This is a genomic window from Streptomyces pseudovenezuelae (genome assembly GCF_029892565.1).
Taxonomy (GTDB): Bacteria; Actinomycetota; Actinomycetes; order Streptomycetales; family Streptomycetaceae; genus Streptomyces; species Streptomyces pseudovenezuelae_A.
In genome coordinates, this window is the sequence record NZ_JARXVH010000003.1 from 47483 (window position 1) to 61547 (window position 14065).

A 14065-nucleotide genomic window follows, 5' to 3' on the forward strand; every position below is an offset into this window, starting at 1 on the left:
CCTACTCCGCCGCTCGCAGGTCCAGGCCGATGTCCAGGATCGGCGAGGAGTGGGTCAGGGCCCCCACGGCGAGGTAGTCCACGCCGGTGTCCGCGTACGCCTTCGCGTTCTCCAGGGTGAGCCGGCCCGAGGCCTCCAGGGCGGCGCGGCCGGCCACGATGCCCACCGCTTCCTCGCACTCGCCGGGCGTGAAGTTGTCCAGCAGGATCAGGTCCGCGCCCGCGTCGACGACCTCGCGCAACTGGTGCAGCGTGTCGACCTCGACCTCGATCGGCACCTCGGGGAACGCCTCGCGCACCGCCTCGAAGGCCTGCGCGACCCCGCCCGCGGCGACCACGTGGTTGTCCTTGACGAGCGCCGCGTCGGACAGCGACATCCGGTGGTTGACGCCTCCGCCGCAGCGGACCGCGTACTTCTCCAGGGCCCGCAGCCCCGGCGTCGTCTTGCGGGTGTCGCGCACCCGCGCCTTCGTGCCCTCCAGCGCGTCCGCCCACGCGCGCGTGTGGGTCGCGACGCCCGACATGCGGCACAGCAGGTTCAGCGCGCTGCGCTCGGCGGTGAGCAGGTCACGCGTGCGCGTGGTGACCGAGAGCAGCCGCTGCCCGGCCTCCACCCGGTCGCCGTCCTCGACGTGCCGCTCGACCTCGAACTCGTCCGTGCACACCACGGAGATCACCGCCTCGGCGACCCTGAGGCCCGCCACGACGCCCGCCTCGCGCGCGGTGAAGTCGGCGGTGGCGACCGCGTCCTCGGGAATGGTCGCGACCGTGGTCACGTCCACGCCGTGGTCGAGGTCCTCCTGGATGGCCACGTTGGCGATGTCCTCGACCTCCAGGGGGTCGAGCCCGGCGTCGGTCAGGAGCTGCGCGAGCGCGGGATCGAGCCCGCACTCCAGGTACTCCGCCACATCATGGGGATCGCCCTCGGCACCGCAGGCGCAGCCGTCGCCGCAGCCTCCGGACGGGGCGAGGGGGAGGTCGGGGGTGCTCACGTCTGTCACTGCTCCTGATGGGGCTGCCGGGTCGGGGGGAAGTCTGCGGTATCGGTGGTGTGTACGGCGAGTGTGCGGTCCGGATTCAGCCGTACGACGATGTGGCGCCGCCACGTCGTCTCGTCGCGCTCGGCGTGGTCCTCGCGCCAGTGGCAGCCCCGGGTCTCCTCGCGCAGCAGGGCGGCGGCGACCAGGACGCGGGCCACGTACAGGAGGTTGGTGGCCTCCCAGGTGTCGACGCCGGGCTCGGACGTCTTGCCGTTCTCGGCGAGGGCGTCGCGGGCCTCGGTGTGCAGTCGCTGGAGCTGGTCGGCGGCCTGGGCGAGGGAGTCGGCGGAGCGCAGGACGCCCGCGCCGTCGGTCATGATCCGCTGGATCGCGAACCGGGCCTCGGGGGCGAGCAGCGGGTGCGCGGGCGTCCGCGGGTGCTCGACGGGCTCGGGCACGCGCGCGTGGAGGCCGTCCTGCGCGCCCGTCGCCCCGATGTCGGCGGCGATGCGCTCGGCGTAGACGAGACCCTCCAGGAGGGAGTTGGAGGCGAGCCGGTTGGCGCCGTGCACACCGGTGCAGGCGACCTCCCCGCACGCGTACAGGCCCGGGACGGTCGTGCGGCCCCGGGAGTCGGTGCGCACGCCGCCGGAGGCGTAGTGGGCGGCCGGCGCGATCGGGATGGGGTCGGTGACCGGGTCGATGCCGTGCGCACGGCAGGCGGCGAGGATCGTCGGGAAACGGTGCTCCCACATGTCGGCGCCGAAGTGCCGGGCGTCCAGGAACATGTGCTCGGCGTCCTGCTCCTGCATGCGCCGCATGATGCCCTTGGCGACGATGTCCCGGGGCGCGAGTTCGGCCAGTTCGTGCTGTCCCACCATGAAGCGCACGCCGTCGGCGTCGACCAGGTGGGCGCCCTCGCCGCGCACGGCCTCGGAGACCAGCGGCTGCTGGCCCTCCGCGTCGGCGCCCAGGAAGAGCACGGTGGGGTGGAACTGCACGAACTCCAGGTCGCTCACCTCGGCCCCGGCGCGCAGCGCGAGCGCCACGCCGTCGCCCGTCGACACCGACGGGTTGGTGGTCGCCGAGAAGACCTGGCCCATGCCGCCGGTCGCGAGGACGACCGCGGGCGCGTGCACGGCGCCCACGCCGTCGTGCTGGCCCTCGCCCATGACGTGCAGGGAGACGCCGGCGGTGCGCCCGTCGGCGTCGGTCAGCAGGTCGAGCACGAGCGCGTTCTCGATCGTGCGCAGCCCACGCGCGCGTACCGCCTCGACGAGCGCCCGGGAGATCTCCGCACCGGTCGCGTCGCCGCCCGCGTGCGCGATACGGCGGCGGTGGTGGCCGCCCTCCCTGGCGAGTTCGAGGAGCCCCTCGGAGGACTCGTCGAAGTGTGCGCCGGTGTCGATGAGCCGGCGTACGGCGTCGGGTCCTTCGGTGACCAGGATCCGTACGGCCTCCTCGTCGCACAGGCCCGCGCCCGCGACGAGCGTGTCGTCGAGGTGCTGTTCGGGGGTGTCGCCCTCGCCGAGGGCCGCGGCGATGCCGCCCTGCGCCCAGCGCGTGGAGCCGTCGTCGAGGTGGGCCTTGGTGACGACGACCGTGCGCAGGCCCGCGGCCTCGCAGCGCAGGGCCGTGGTCAGTCCGGCCACTCCGGAGCCGACGACCACCACGTCCGCGGCGATGGACCACCCGGGGGTGGGCGCGTGCAGTCGTATGCCTGTGCTGGTCACGAGGCGGCTCCGAAGGTCAGGGGGAGGTTGTCGATCAGCCGGGTCGTCCCGACCCGGGCGGCGACGGCGAGGACGGCCTCGCCGGTGAATCCGTCCTCGATCTCGGTGAAGTCGGACGGGTCGACGAGGGCCAGGTAGTCCAGTTCGAGCGGCGGCGACAGGCGCGCGCCCTCGTCGAGGGCCAGGCGGGCGGCGGCGCGGACGGCGGAGGGGGCGCCCGGGAGCGCCTTGGCGACGGCGTGCGTGTCGGCGGCGGCGCGGGACTCCCCGATGGCGCTGAGCGCCTCGGCACGCGCGTGCGTGGCGGGCACCTCACGCGCCCGGGCCCGCAGCGCCTCCTGCGCCGCGTGCCGGTCGCGGCCGGCGAACAGCGCGCGCGAGAGCGCGAGGGCCGTGCGCCGCTCCTCGGGCGAGAGGAAGCGGTTACGGCTGGAGAGGGCGAGGCCGTCGTCCTCGCGGACGGTGGGTACGCCGACGATCTCGATGCCGAAGTTCAGGTCCCGCACCATGCGGCGGATGACGGCGAGCTGCTGGGCGTCCTTCTGGCCGAACAGGGCCGCGTCGGGGCGCGTGAGGTGGAGCAGCTTGGCGACGACGGTGAGCACGCCGTCGAAGTGCCCGGGGCGCGAGGCACCCTCCAGGCGCTCCCCCATCGGGCCCGCGGTGATGCGGACCTGGGGCCGGCCGCCCGGGTAGACCTCGTCCACGGAGGGCGCGAAGACGGCGTCGGCGCCTGACAGTTCCGCGAGCTTGAGGTCGGCGTCGAGGGTGCGCGGGTAGCGGTCGAGGTCCTCGCCCTGGCCGAACTGCAAGGGGTTCACGAAGACGGTGACGACGACCTCGCCGTCCGGTCCGGCGACCTCGCGCGCGGTGCGGATCAGGGTGGCGTGGCCCTCGTGCAGGGCGCCCATGGTCATCACGACGGCGCGGCGGCCGGTACGCGTGCGTGCGTGCAGTTCCTGGGCGGTGCGCAGCAGGGTGGTGGTCATCGGGCATCTCCCTCGGCGCCGTCGGTCCCGTCGGTGCCCGTCGTCCCGGTCGTCCCGTTCGCGAGCACTCCGAGCAGATCCTCGGCGAGCTCCGGCTTCAGCAGGCCGTGGGCGAGCGCGCGGTCGGCGGTCGCGCGGGCCATCGCCAGATAGCCGGCGACGGTCTGCGGGGCGTGTTTGCGCAGCTCCGCGACGTGCGCGGCGACGGTGCCCGCGTCTCCGCGCGCGACCGGGCCGGTCAGGGCCGCGTCGCCGGAGCGCAGCGCGTTGTCGAGCGCGGCGCCAAGCAGCGGGCCGAGCATCCGGTCGGGGGCCTCGACGCCGGCCTCGCGCAGCAGCTCCATGGACTGGGCGACCAGGGTGACCAGGTGGTTGGCGCCCAGCGCGAGGGCCGCGTGGTAGAGCGGGCGGCGCTCCTCGGCGATCCACTCGGGCTCGCCGCCCATCTCGATCACCAGGGCCTCGGCGGCCAGCCGCAGTTCGTGCGGCGCGGTGACGCCGAACGAGCAGCCGGCCAGGCGCTGGACGTCCACGGGGGTGCCGGTGAAGGTCATCGCCGGGTGCAGGGCCAGCGGCAGCCCGCCCACCCGCAGAGCCGGGTCCAGGACCTTGGAGCCGTACCGCCCGGAGGTGTGCACGAGCAGCTGTCCCGGCCGCACGGCCCCGGTCTCCGCGAGGCCCTCGACCAGCCCGGGCAGGGTGTCGTCCGGGACGGTCAGCAGCACCAGCTCGGCGCGCGCCAGCACCTCCGCGGGCGGCACGACGGGCACGTCCGGCAGCAGCAGCGCGGCGCGCCGCCTGGAGGCGTCGGAGACTCCCGAGACGGCCACCGGGCGGTGCCCGGCGAGCTGGAGCGACGCGGCCAGCGCGGGGCCCACCCGACCGGCGCCGACGACGCCTACGGTGAGCCGCGCGGGGCGGTCCCTGGGGTCTGGCTGTTGGACTGTGCTCACGCGACCGAGGCCTTCCCGTTCCAGTCCGCTCTGGGTACCGGACGATTTCTCGTCATGTTAACGCGATTGGTTCGAGGGGCGTCCGGTTGTCCACAGGCTGTGGGCGACGGCACGCCGTCCACACACCGGAAAGCCTGTGGAAAACCGGATGCCCGCACGGGAGGGCGCCCGGCATGATCCGGACCATGAGTGAAGCGGCGGAACAGGACGAGCAGAAGGACGAGACGGCCTCCGAGGGAGAGCGGCTCAAGCAGCGCCGTCAGCGGCGCGTCGACGCGAACCGGAACGCGGAGCGCGTACTGGCCCGCATGGGTTTCCTGAACCCGTTGCGCGAGCGCCTGGCGCTGCTGGACGACGCGCACGAGCTGTACGACCTGGACGAGACGGCGGACATCTACGGCAACGGGATCGTCGAGGCCCTGGAGAAGAAGGTCGCGGGACTGCTCGGCAAGGAGGCCGCCGCGTTCTTCCCCACGGGCACGATGGCCCAGCAGGTCGCGCTGCGCTGCTGGGCGGGCCGCACCGGCAACCCGACGGTCGCCCTGCACGCCCTCGCGCACCCCGAGGTGCACGAACGGAACGCGTTCAGCCAGGTCAGCGGATTGCGCCCGGTCCGGCTGACGAGCGAGCCGCGACTCCCGAGCGCCGACGAGGTCCGCGACTTCGAGGAGCCCTTCGGCGCCCTGACGCTCGAACTGCCCCTCAGGGACGCCGGTTTCGTGCTGCCCACCTGGGAGGAGCTGACCGCGGTCGTGGACGCCGCGCACGAGCGCGACGCCGTGGTGCACTTCGACGGCGCGCGCCTGTGGGAGACCACCGTCCACTTCGGCCGCCCCCTGGACGAGATCGCGGACCTCGCGGACAGCGTCTACGTGTCGTTCTACAAGTCCTTCGAAGCCTTCGGCGGCGCCGCGCTCGCCGGCCCGAAGACCCTGATCGAGGAAGCGAAGGCCTGGCGGCACCGCTACGGGGGCGCGGTCTTCCAGCAGTTCCCGACCGTCCTGTCGGCCCTCGCGGGCCTGGAGCGGGACCTGCCCCGGCTGCCCGAGTACGTGACCCACGCACGCGTGGTCGCCACCGCCCTGCGCGAGGGCTTCGCGGCGGCCGGGGTGCCGTGGGCACGGGTCCACCCCGAGGTACCGCACACCTTCGACTTCCAGGTCTGGCTGCCGTACGACGTCGACGCGCTCTCCGAGGCCGCGGTCCGGCAGGCCGAGGAGACGGGGGTCTCCCTGTTCGCCAACTACTGGGACGAGAAGGGCCCGGGCCTGGCCATGACCGAGGTCTACGTCCGGGCCGCCGCCCTGGAGTGGACGGCGGCGGACGTGAAGGCGGCGGCCGCGGAGTTCGTGTCCCGCGTGACGGAGGAGACCGGCAGCACGGGAACAGCGGGCGCCGTCAGCCCGTAGAACGCGGCCGCAGCCACCGGCCCAGGGTCTGCCGTATCCGCCCGCGGGCCGGGCGCCCGGCGACGACGGCGCGGAACTGCCAGTGGTCGCGCAGTTCCCGGACGACCTGCCAGTCGTTGGCGCCGGGCGCGGGCGGCGCCGGCTCGCCGAGCCGGCGGGCACGGTAGGTGTCGAGGAGGTACTGCTGCGTGATGCTCATGGCGGATCGCCTTCTCGGGACGTGGAGACGGTGGAGGACGTGCGGACAGAGGTCCGTGGGCTCCGCGGCTGCCCCGGTGCTTCCAGATTGCGCCGGTACGTCGGTCGCGTCGCGCCGATTGACGGCCGCCGTCAATCGGGCGGGGCGTTGTCAGTGGCGGGGTGCACCATGAGGTCATGAGCGTGCGCATCGACATCGCGGGGCTGCGGCCGGAGAGGGTCGCCGTCGTCCCCTCGCCCCTGGCCGAGCTCGGCATGGCGCTGCACGCGCTGTCCGAGCCGGGGCACCATCCCGGCCTGCAGGGCTGGGTGACCGGCGTGACCGCCCGGATGGACCCGCAGCTGGCCGACCGGATGTGCGAGGCCGACTTCCTGTGGCGGACGACGTTCTCGGACCTCTTCATGCCCTGCGCCGGCATCCCCGGCCGGACCACGCTCCCCGGGGCGACGCTCGCCGAGGAGCTGGACCAGCTCGACAAGCTGACGGACGAGCAGTTCGTGGACGCGGCCCTGGAGTTCACCTGCGCGATGCCCTACGGCACGGGCCCCAGCCCCCTCGTCGATGCCGGGCTGCGCCGCCGGGCCCTGGAGCTGGCCGCCTCGCGCGGACCCCAGCAGGTGCGCTTCAGTGAGCGGCTGCTGAGCGACCCGCCCCGGATCCGGGCGTGGCTGCGGCAGTTCCTGGCGGACTGCGACGAGGCGTTCTTCGCGGACACCTGGGCCCGGCTGCGCCACCAGCTCGCCGCCGACGCCCGGCTCAAGACGGACCTGCTGCGCCACAAGGGCCTGGCCGAGATGCTGACCGCCGTCTCACCGGTGGTCACGCTCGACGAGGGCGCCGGACAGATCACGGTCGACAAGCTGAGCGTGGGCCGCACGGCCACGGAGGACGGCGGCCTCATCCTCGTACCGACGAGCCTTGGCTGGCCCCACCTCTCGGTCCTGTACCGCCCGGGCTGGCAGCCGGTCGTGCACTACCCGGTCGCCACCCCCGAGCTGACCTCCCCCGCCTCCGTGGAGCAGTTGACCCTGCGCATGACCGCGCTGTCCCACCCGGTCCGGATGCGCATCTGCCGGCATCTGGCCCGCAGCGCCTACACGACGAGCGAGCTGGCCCAGGTGCACGGCATGACGGCCCCCGAGATATCCCGCCACCTGAGCGTCCTGAAGAAGGCGGGCCTGATCACCACCCGCCGCCGCGGCCGGTACGTCCTGCACCAGCTGGACGTGACGGTGGTGGCCCGCCTGGGCAGCGACTTCCTGGAGGGCGTCCTGCGCTGAGCCGTCCGGCACGGGGCGTCCTGCGGCGAGCCGTCTGACGAAGGGTGTCTTGCGCGGACCGCCCTGCGCTGAGTCGTCCGGCACGGGTCGTCCAGAAGTGACCGTGCGGCGCAGGGAGCCCCTCGCTGAGTGCCCGGCACGGACCATCCGGCACAGGGCGTCCGGCAACTGAGCGCCCGGCACAGGGCATCCCGCGCCGACCGCCCGGCACGGGTGGTGTCAGCCGTGCCCGCCCGCCCGCACCAGACCCGTCTCGTACGCCAGGACAACTACCTGTACCCGGTCCCGGAGCCCCAGCTTGGTCAGTATGCGGCCGACGTGGGTCTTCACCGTGGCCTCGGAGAGGACCAGGTGGGCCGCGATCTCGCCGTTCGAGAGGCCCTGCGCGACCAGCACCATGACCTCGCGCTCACGGTCGGTGAGCCGCTCCAGTTCCTTGTGCTGCGGCTGTTTGCCGGCGCTCGGCAGCATCGGTGCGAACCGGTCGAGCAGCCGGCGGGTGGTCGACGGGGCCACCACCGCGTCGCCGCTGTGCACGGCGCGGATCGCGGCGAGGAGCTCGCCGGGCGGCACGTCCTTGAGCATGAACCCGGAGGCGCCGGCCTTGAGCCCGGAGAAGGCGTACTCGTCGAGGTCGAAGGTGGTCAGGATCAGCACCTTCGGCGGGTTGTCGTCCTGGCAGATGCGGCGGGTGGTCTCCACGCCGTCGAGCTTGGGCATCCGGACGTCCATCAGCACCACGTCGACGGTCGTCGCGCGCAGCACCTCAAGGGCCTCGACCCCGTCCCCCGCCTCGGCGACGACCTCCATGTCCGGCTGCGCCGCGAGCACCATCCGGAATCCGGTGCGCAGCAGCACCTGGTCGTCCACGAGCATCACGCGGATCGTCATCGGGGCCTCTTTCGTTCTCTTCACGTTTGCGTCGGCAGGGTCGTTGCATCGGGAGGATCGTTACAGGTGTCAGCGGGGGCGTACGTCTACGTCAGTGTGCGGGTTTCAGCGGCAGCAGCGCACTGATCCGGAATCCGCCGCCCGGGCGCGGGCCCGCGTCCAGGGTGCCGCCCACCATGCCGACCCGCTCGCGCATGCCGATCAGCCCATGCCCCTGGCCGTCGGCGCCGCCCTCCTCGTACAGCTCGTGCGGGGCGCCCTTGCCGTCGTCCTCGACGAGCAGCCCCAGGCCGTCGTCGAAGTAGACCAGCCGCACGCTGGCGCCCGTGTTGGGTCCGCCGTGCTTGCGGGTGTTGGTCAGCGCCTCCTGCACGATGCGGTACGCGGTCAGCTCGACGCCGCTGGGCAGCGGGCGCGGGGTGCCCTCGACCTTGAAGTCGACGGGCAGGCCGGAGGTACGGCACTGCGCGACCAGGTCGTCGATCTGCTCGACGTCGGGCTGCGGCACGTACTCGCCGGCCTCCTTGTGCTCGCCGGTGCGCAGGACGCCCAGCAGGCGGCGCATCTCGGCGAGGGCCTGGCGGCCGGTGGAGGAGATGGTCTCCAGGGCCTTCTTGGCCTGGTCGGGCGCGGAGTCCAGGACGTAGGCGGCGCCGTCGGCCTGCACCACCATCACCGACACGTTGTGCGCGACCACGTCGTGCAGCTCGCGCGCGATCCGGGCACGCTCGGCGGCCACCGCGACCTTCGCCTGCGCCTCGCGCTCCTTCTCCAGGCGGGCGTTGCGCTCCTCCAGCTGCTCGAAGTAGGCACGCCGCGTGCGCATCGAATCGCCCAGCACCCAGGCGAGCGCGAACGGCACCGTCTGGAAGACGACGACCGCCAGATTGCCCAGGACGCTCGTGTTGTCGTTGGGCCAGCGCAGGTGCGCCACCGTGGCCGCGCCCAGGCTGGCGACCAGCGCCAGCCGGGAGGCCCAGCGGGCGCCCGTGGCGGCCACCGTGTAGACGATCACCAGCATCGCGAAGTCGGCCGGTGTCACCGCGACGTCCAGCACCAGCTGCGCGATGCCCAGCCCCAGGGTCAGCAGCAGCATCTTCTCCGGCATCCGCCGGCGCAGCGCGATCACCAGGCTCAGCAGGAACGCGATGGGCACGATCGCGAGCTGCGCGTCGGTGCCCGAATCCTCCGTACGAGCCGTCGCGCTCACCACAGAGATCCCGAACAGGAAGACGGCCCAGAAGGTGTCGACCCCGGTCGGGTTTCTGCGGAGGAAGTCATAGAGGCGCTGCACGTAACCCAGCGTAGGGATGCGCGATGCGTGCAGGGGTCAACCGGAGGACCGATCCGTATCCGCCGCGCATACTCCCCAAGGTGGAGGCTCCGCTCTCCCGTTCGGGCAGGACCCGGGTTTCGGGACCGGGTCGGCGTCCACCAGGAGGCGCACTCCGGCATAGCCGACCTGATCCGAAAGGCAGGCCATAGCCTGACCCGGTGACGGAAGACATTGCGGACGAGACCGGCGAGTGGCACGGCTGGCGTACGGCGACGCATGACGCCCTCTACGGGCCGGGGGGTTTCTACCGGCGGCCCGAGGGGCCAGGAAAGCACTTCCGTACGTCGGTGCACGCCTCGCCGCTGTACGCGGAGGCCGTGGCGCGGCTGCTGTGCTGGGTCGACCGGGCACTGGAGCGGCCCGACCCGCTGGACTTCGTGGACATGGCGGCGGGGCGCGGTGAGCTGGCCGTGGGCGTACTGGCCGCGCTGCCCCCCGATGTCGCCGCACGCACGCGTGTCTACGCCGTCGAACTCGCCGACCGCCCCGCCGGCCTCGGCACCCGGATCGAGTGGCTGCCCGAGCCGCCGCGCCGGATCACCGGCCTGCTGTTCGCCAACGAGTGGCTGGACAACGTCCCGGCGGAGGTCGCCGAGGTGGACGCCGCCGGCACCCCCCGCCGGGTCCTCGTACGGCGGGACGGCGCCGAACGCCTCGGGGAACCGGTGTGGGGCGCGGAGGCGCGCTGGCTCTCGCGATGGTGGCCGCTGCCGGCCGAGGAGGGTGTGCGCGCCGAGATAGGCCTGCCCCGGGACGAGGCGTGGGCCGACGCGGTCGCGGCGCTCGACCGGGGTCTCGCGGTCGCCGTCGACTACGCGCACACCGTGGACACGCGCCCCCCGTTCGGGACGCTCACCGGTTTCCGCGAGGGGCGCGCGACGACCCCCGTGCCGGACGGCTCGTGCGACATCACGGCGCATGTCGCACTGGACGCCTGCGCGGCGCACGAGACAGCGCGCGCACTCCCCCCGGCACGCCTCCTCACCCAACGCGCCGCCCTGCGCGCCCTGGGCATCGCCAGCGCACGCCCCCCACTCACCATGGCGTCCACCCACCCCGCGGCCTACGTACGCGCCCTCGCGAGCGCCGGCGAAGCCGCGGAACTCACGGCACCGGGCGGCCTGGGCGACTTCGGCTGGCTCCTGCAACCGGTCGGCCTCCCGGACGCCCTCCTCGACAACGCGCTCTTCGAGGACGCACGCTCCGACTGACGTTCGAAACCCCGAACCCGTCCCTGACTACTTGTCGATGTCCCCGACCACGAAGAACAGCGACCCCAGGATCGCCACCATGTCCGCGACCAGCGTGCCCGGCAGCAGTTCCGCGAGGGCCTGGATGTTGTTGTACGAGGCCGAGCGCAGCTTCAGCCGGTACGGGGTCTTCTCGCCCTTGCTGACGAGGTAGTAGCCGTTGATGCCGAGGGGGTTCTCGGTCCACGCGTACGTGTGCCCCTCGGGCGCCTTCAGGACCTTCGGGAGCCGCTGGTTGATCGGCCCGGGCTCCAGCTCGGCGAGCCGGTCGAGGCAGGCGTCGGCGAGGTCGAGGGCGTTGTGGGTCTGCTCCAGGAGCACCTCGAAGCGGGCGAGACAGTCGCCCTCCTGACGCGTGACGACCTTCAGGGTGTCCTGCAGCTCGCCGTACGCGAGGTACGGCTCGTCGCGGCGCAGGTCGAAGTCGACGCCCGAGGCGCGGGCGACGGGCCCGCTCACGCCGTACGCGTGCACGGCCCGCGGCGACAGCACGCCCACGCCCCGCGTGCGCCCCCGGAAGATCTCGTTGCCGAGCACCAGGTCGTCGAACCGGTCCATACGGGAGCGCACGGCGGCCACGGCCTCACGCGCGCGTGCCGCCCAGCCCGCCGGCAGGTCCTCCTTGAGCCCTCCGACCCGGTTGAACATGTAGTGCATGCGCCCGCCGGAGACCTCCTCCATGACGTTCTGGAGCACCTCGCGCTCCCGGAACGCGTAGAAGACCGGGGTGATGCCGCCCAGCTCCAGCGGGTACGAGCCGAGGAACATCAGGTGGTTGAGCACCCGGTTCAGCTCGGCGAGCAGCGTGCGCGTCCACACCGCGCGTGGGGGGACCTCCATGCCGAGCATGCGCTCCACGGCGAGGACCACACCGAGCTCGTTCGAGAAGGCCGACAGCCAGTCGTGCCGGTTGGCGAGCATGATGATCTGGCGGTAGTCGCGCGCCTCGAAGAGCTTCTCGGCGCCCCGGTGCATATAGCCGATCACCGGCTCCGCGCGCATGATGCGCTCGCCGTCGAGGACCAGCCGCAGCCTGAGCACACCGTGCGTGGACGGGTGCTGAGGGCCGATGTTGAGCACCATGTCCGTGCTCTCCGCGGCACCGCCGACACCGACCGTGGTCTCCGTCGTCCCCGTCGTAGGAGTCATGGACACAGTCTGTCCTACGTACGCTGGCCGTATGGAGACGGGGAGCGCGCGCGACGCGGGCACGGCGGGGGACGAGACGGCGGGGCCCGTGTGGAGCGGACTGCCGCCGGGACTGCTGCGGATGCGACGGCTGTTGCTGGTGGTGTGGCTGGGGCTGATCGCCGTGGCCATCGGACTGCTGCTCGGGCTGCTCGCCGGCCCCGTCTGGGCCGGGTTCGCGCTGCTGCCGCTGGCCCTCATGGCCTGGGGCTGGGTGCTCCTTGGCCGCAACTGGCGCTCCTGGCGGTACGCCGAGCGCGCCGACGACCTGCTGCTCAGCCGGGGCGTGCTGTGGCGCGAGGAGACGGTCGTGCCGTACGGGCGGATGCAACTGGTCGAGGTGACCTCCGGGCCCGTGGAGCGGCACTTCGGGCTGGCCAGCGTGCAGCTGCACACGGCCGCCGCGGCGACCGACGCGACCATCCCGGGGCTCGACCCGGCCGAGGCGGAACGGCTGCGCGACCGGCTCACCGAGCTCGGCGAGGCCCGATCGGCGGGGCTGTGACGACGCCGGGCGTCGACGGCGCCGTACGGGAGAAGCCGCCGCTCGCCGAGCACAGGCTGCACCCCGTGACGCCGCTGCGGCGGGCGTGGGCGCCGGTGGCCGTGCTGATCGGGTGGGCCGTGCACGACCCGGACCAGGCGCAGCGCCAGTTGACCAGGCTGACGTCCACCACCTTGGTGATCGCGCTCGCCGTGCTCGTCCCGGCCGCCGCCCTGTACGGCTTCCTCACCTGGTGGTTCACGCACTTCGCGGTCACGGACTCCGAACTGCGCATACGGACCGGCCTGTTGTTCCGGCGCACCGCGCACATCCGCCTCGAACGCATCCAGGCCGTCGACATCACCCAGCCGCTCCTCGCGCGCGTGGCGGGCGTCGCCAAGCTGAAGCTCGACGTCATAGGGACCGACAAGAAGGACGAGCTGGCCTTCCTGGGAGCGGACCAGGCGCGTGCGCTGCGCGCGGAACTGCTGGCGCGCGCCGCCGGTTTCGCCCCCGAGACCGCGCACGAGGTCGGCGAGGCGCCGGCGCGCCAGCTGATGCGCACGCCCCCGCTCGACCTCGCGATCTCCGTCCTGCTGACGGGCGCCACCTGGGGCTCCCTCGCCGCCGCCCTCGTCGTACCGCCCCTGCTGTGGTTCGCCACCCACAGCGTGTGGACGGTCCTCGCGACCGGCCTGCCGCTGCTGGGCGCGGCGGGCGCGAGCAGTGTGGGGCGCTTCGTCGGGGAGTACGACTGGACGGTGGGCGAGTCGCCGGACGGGCTGCGCATCGACCACGGCCTCCTGGACCGTACGCACGAGACCGTGCCGCCCGGGCGCGTGCAGACCGTGCGGATCGTGGAGCCGCTGCTGTGGCGGCGGCGCGGCTGGGTGCGGGTGGAGCTGGACGTGGCCGGCTCGTCCAACTCCGTGCTCGTGCCGGTGGCCCCGCGCGAGATCGCCGAGTCGGTCATCGCGCGCGTGCTGCCCGGCGTGCGCGTGTCGGAGGCCGCGTCGCTGTCCCGCCCGCCGCGCCGGGCCGGGCGCTGCATGCCGCTGTGGTGGCGCGGATACGGAATCGCCGTCACCGACACCGTGTTCGCCACCCGGCACGGCCTGCTCAGGCGCAGTCTGGCGCTGGTTCCGCACGCCAAGGTGCAGAGCGTACGGCTGGCTCAGGGGCCCTGGAAGCGGCTGTGGGGCCTCGCCGACGTCCATGTGGACACGGGGGCCAACAAGACCGTCACGGCGCGTCTGCGGGACGCCGAGGAGGCCGCGGAGCTGCTGCGGGGGCAGGCGGAGAGGTCACGCACGGGACGCCGCGACGCCCTGCCGGACCGCTGGATGGTGTCGTAGGCCGACCGTCCCCGGCACC

13 protein-coding genes are annotated in these 14065 nt (G+C 73.2%); 5 read left to right on the forward strand and 8 right to left on the reverse strand.

Translation table 11 applies throughout. From position 1 onward, the window contains the following. Nucleotide 1: 1 nt before the first annotated feature. Genes nadC through M2283_RS09150 form a run of 4 tightly spaced genes read right to left on the reverse strand, consistent with a single transcriptional unit; the run spans nucleotide 2 to nucleotide 4654 of the window. Nucleotides 2-991 (reverse strand): carboxylating nicotinate-nucleotide diphosphorylase, encoded by a 990-nt coding sequence (gene nadC / locus M2283_RS09135; RefSeq protein ID WP_280875622.1) that lies wholly within the window; start codon nucleotides 989-991, stop codon nucleotides 2-4. Nucleotides 992-996: 5 nt separating this feature from the next. Beyond that, entirely contained in the window at nucleotides 997-2712 is a 1716-nt protein-coding gene (locus M2283_RS09140; RefSeq protein ID WP_280875623.1) for an L-aspartate oxidase, read from the reverse strand. Continuing rightward, complete coding sequence (gene panC, locus M2283_RS09145) at nucleotides 2709-3701, reverse strand: pantoate--beta-alanine ligase (protein ID WP_280875624.1); 993 nt, start codon at nucleotides 3699-3701, stop codon at nucleotides 2709-2711. Before panC ends, M2283_RS09140 begins: the two co-directional genes overlap by 4 nt. Next, nucleotides 3698-4654 carry a Rossmann-like and DUF2520 domain-containing protein gene (locus M2283_RS09150; RefSeq protein ID WP_280875625.1) on the reverse strand — a complete coding sequence of 319 codons (957 nt, stop codon included), beginning with the start codon at nucleotides 4652-4654 and terminating at the stop codon, nucleotides 3698-3700. Before M2283_RS09150 ends, panC begins: the two co-directional genes overlap by 4 nt. Nucleotides 4655-4839: 185 nt before the next feature. Between M2283_RS09150 and M2283_RS09155 the strand changes: the two genes are divergently transcribed. Next, the gene (locus M2283_RS09155) at nucleotides 4840-6063 is read left to right on the forward strand and encodes a threonine aldolase family protein (protein WP_280875626.1); all 1224 of its coding nucleotides are present in this window, start codon (nucleotides 4840-4842) and stop codon (nucleotides 6061-6063) included. On the opposite strand, the gene M2283_RS09160 is transcribed toward M2283_RS09155, so the two are convergent. After that, entirely contained in the window at nucleotides 6053-6262 is a 210-nt protein-coding gene (locus tag M2283_RS09160; protein WP_280875627.1) for a hypothetical protein, read from the reverse strand. The two genes, M2283_RS09155 and M2283_RS09160, sit on opposite strands and share 11 nt — an antisense overlap. Before the next feature lie 176 nt (nucleotides 6263-6438). Between M2283_RS09160 and M2283_RS09165 the strand changes: the two genes are divergently transcribed. Then, nucleotides 6439-7542: a DUF5937 family protein gene (locus tag M2283_RS09165; protein ID WP_280875628.1), complete on the forward strand. Its 1104-nt coding sequence runs from the start codon at nucleotides 6439-6441 to the stop codon at nucleotides 7540-7542. 219 nt (nucleotides 7543-7761) lie between these two features. Here M2283_RS09165 and M2283_RS09170 read toward each other — a convergent pair whose 3' ends face one another. Both M2283_RS09170 and M2283_RS09175 read right to left on the reverse strand, forming a co-directional pair. After that, nucleotides 7762-8433 carry a response regulator transcription factor gene (locus M2283_RS09170; protein WP_280875629.1) on the reverse strand — a complete coding sequence of 224 codons (672 nt, stop codon included), beginning with the start codon at nucleotides 8431-8433 and terminating at the stop codon, nucleotides 7762-7764. 91 nt (nucleotides 8434-8524) lie between these two features. Then, nucleotides 8525-9727 carry a sensor histidine kinase gene (locus M2283_RS09175; protein WP_280875630.1) on the reverse strand — a complete coding sequence of 401 codons (1203 nt, stop codon included), beginning with the start codon at nucleotides 9725-9727 and terminating at the stop codon, nucleotides 8525-8527. 200 nt (nucleotides 9728-9927) lie between these two features. Here M2283_RS09175 and M2283_RS09180 point away from each other — a divergent pair, with 200 nt between their 5' ends. Further along, complete coding sequence (locus M2283_RS09180) at nucleotides 9928-10980, forward strand: SAM-dependent methyltransferase (protein WP_280875631.1); 1053 nt, start codon at nucleotides 9928-9930, stop codon at nucleotides 10978-10980. Between the two features lie 27 nt (nucleotides 10981-11007). Here M2283_RS09180 and M2283_RS09185 read toward each other — a convergent pair whose 3' ends face one another. Next, complete coding sequence (locus M2283_RS09185; protein WP_280875632.1) at nucleotides 11008-12168, reverse strand: NADH-quinone oxidoreductase subunit D; 1161 nt, start codon at nucleotides 12166-12168, stop codon at nucleotides 11008-11010. Nucleotides 12169-12199: 31 nt separating this feature from the next. Between M2283_RS09185 and M2283_RS09190 the strand changes: the two genes are divergently transcribed. After that, nucleotides 12200-12712, forward strand: coding sequence for a PH domain-containing protein (locus M2283_RS09190; RefSeq protein ID WP_280875633.1), 513 nt, complete (start codon nucleotides 12200-12202; stop codon nucleotides 12710-12712). Next, nucleotides 12709-14046, forward strand: a complete 1338-nt coding sequence (locus M2283_RS09195) for a PH domain-containing protein (protein ID WP_280875634.1) — start codon at nucleotides 12709-12711, stop codon at nucleotides 14044-14046. Before M2283_RS09190 ends, M2283_RS09195 begins: the two co-directional genes overlap by 4 nt. The last annotated feature ends 19 nt before the right edge of the window (nucleotides 14047-14065 follow it).

Bases quoted from the DNA above. Each gene is read 5' to 3' on its own strand.
- M2283_RS09190 (WP_280875633.1), top strand. From the start codon at position 12,200: ATGGAGACGGGGAGCGCGCGCGACGCGGGCACGGCGGGGGACGAGACG.
- M2283_RS09165 (WP_280875628.1), top strand. From the start codon at position 6,439: ATGAGCGTGCGCATCGACATCGCGGGGCTGCGGCCGGAGAGGGTCGCC.
- M2283_RS09170 (WP_280875629.1), bottom strand. From the start codon at position 8,433: ATGACGATCCGCGTGATGCTCGTGGACGACCAGGTGCTGCTGCGCACC.
- M2283_RS09155 (WP_280875626.1), top strand. From the start codon at position 4,840: ATGAGTGAAGCGGCGGAACAGGACGAGCAGAAGGACGAGACGGCCTCC.
- M2283_RS09185 (WP_280875632.1), bottom strand. From the start codon at position 12,168: ATGACTCCTACGACGGGGACGACGGAGACCACGGTCGGTGTCGGCGGT.
- panC (WP_280875624.1), bottom strand. From the start codon at position 3,701: ATGACCACCACCCTGCTGCGCACCGCCCAGGAACTGCACGCACGCACG.
- M2283_RS09160 (WP_280875627.1), bottom strand. From the start codon at position 6,262: ATGAGCATCACGCAGCAGTACCTCCTCGACACCTACCGTGCCCGCCGG.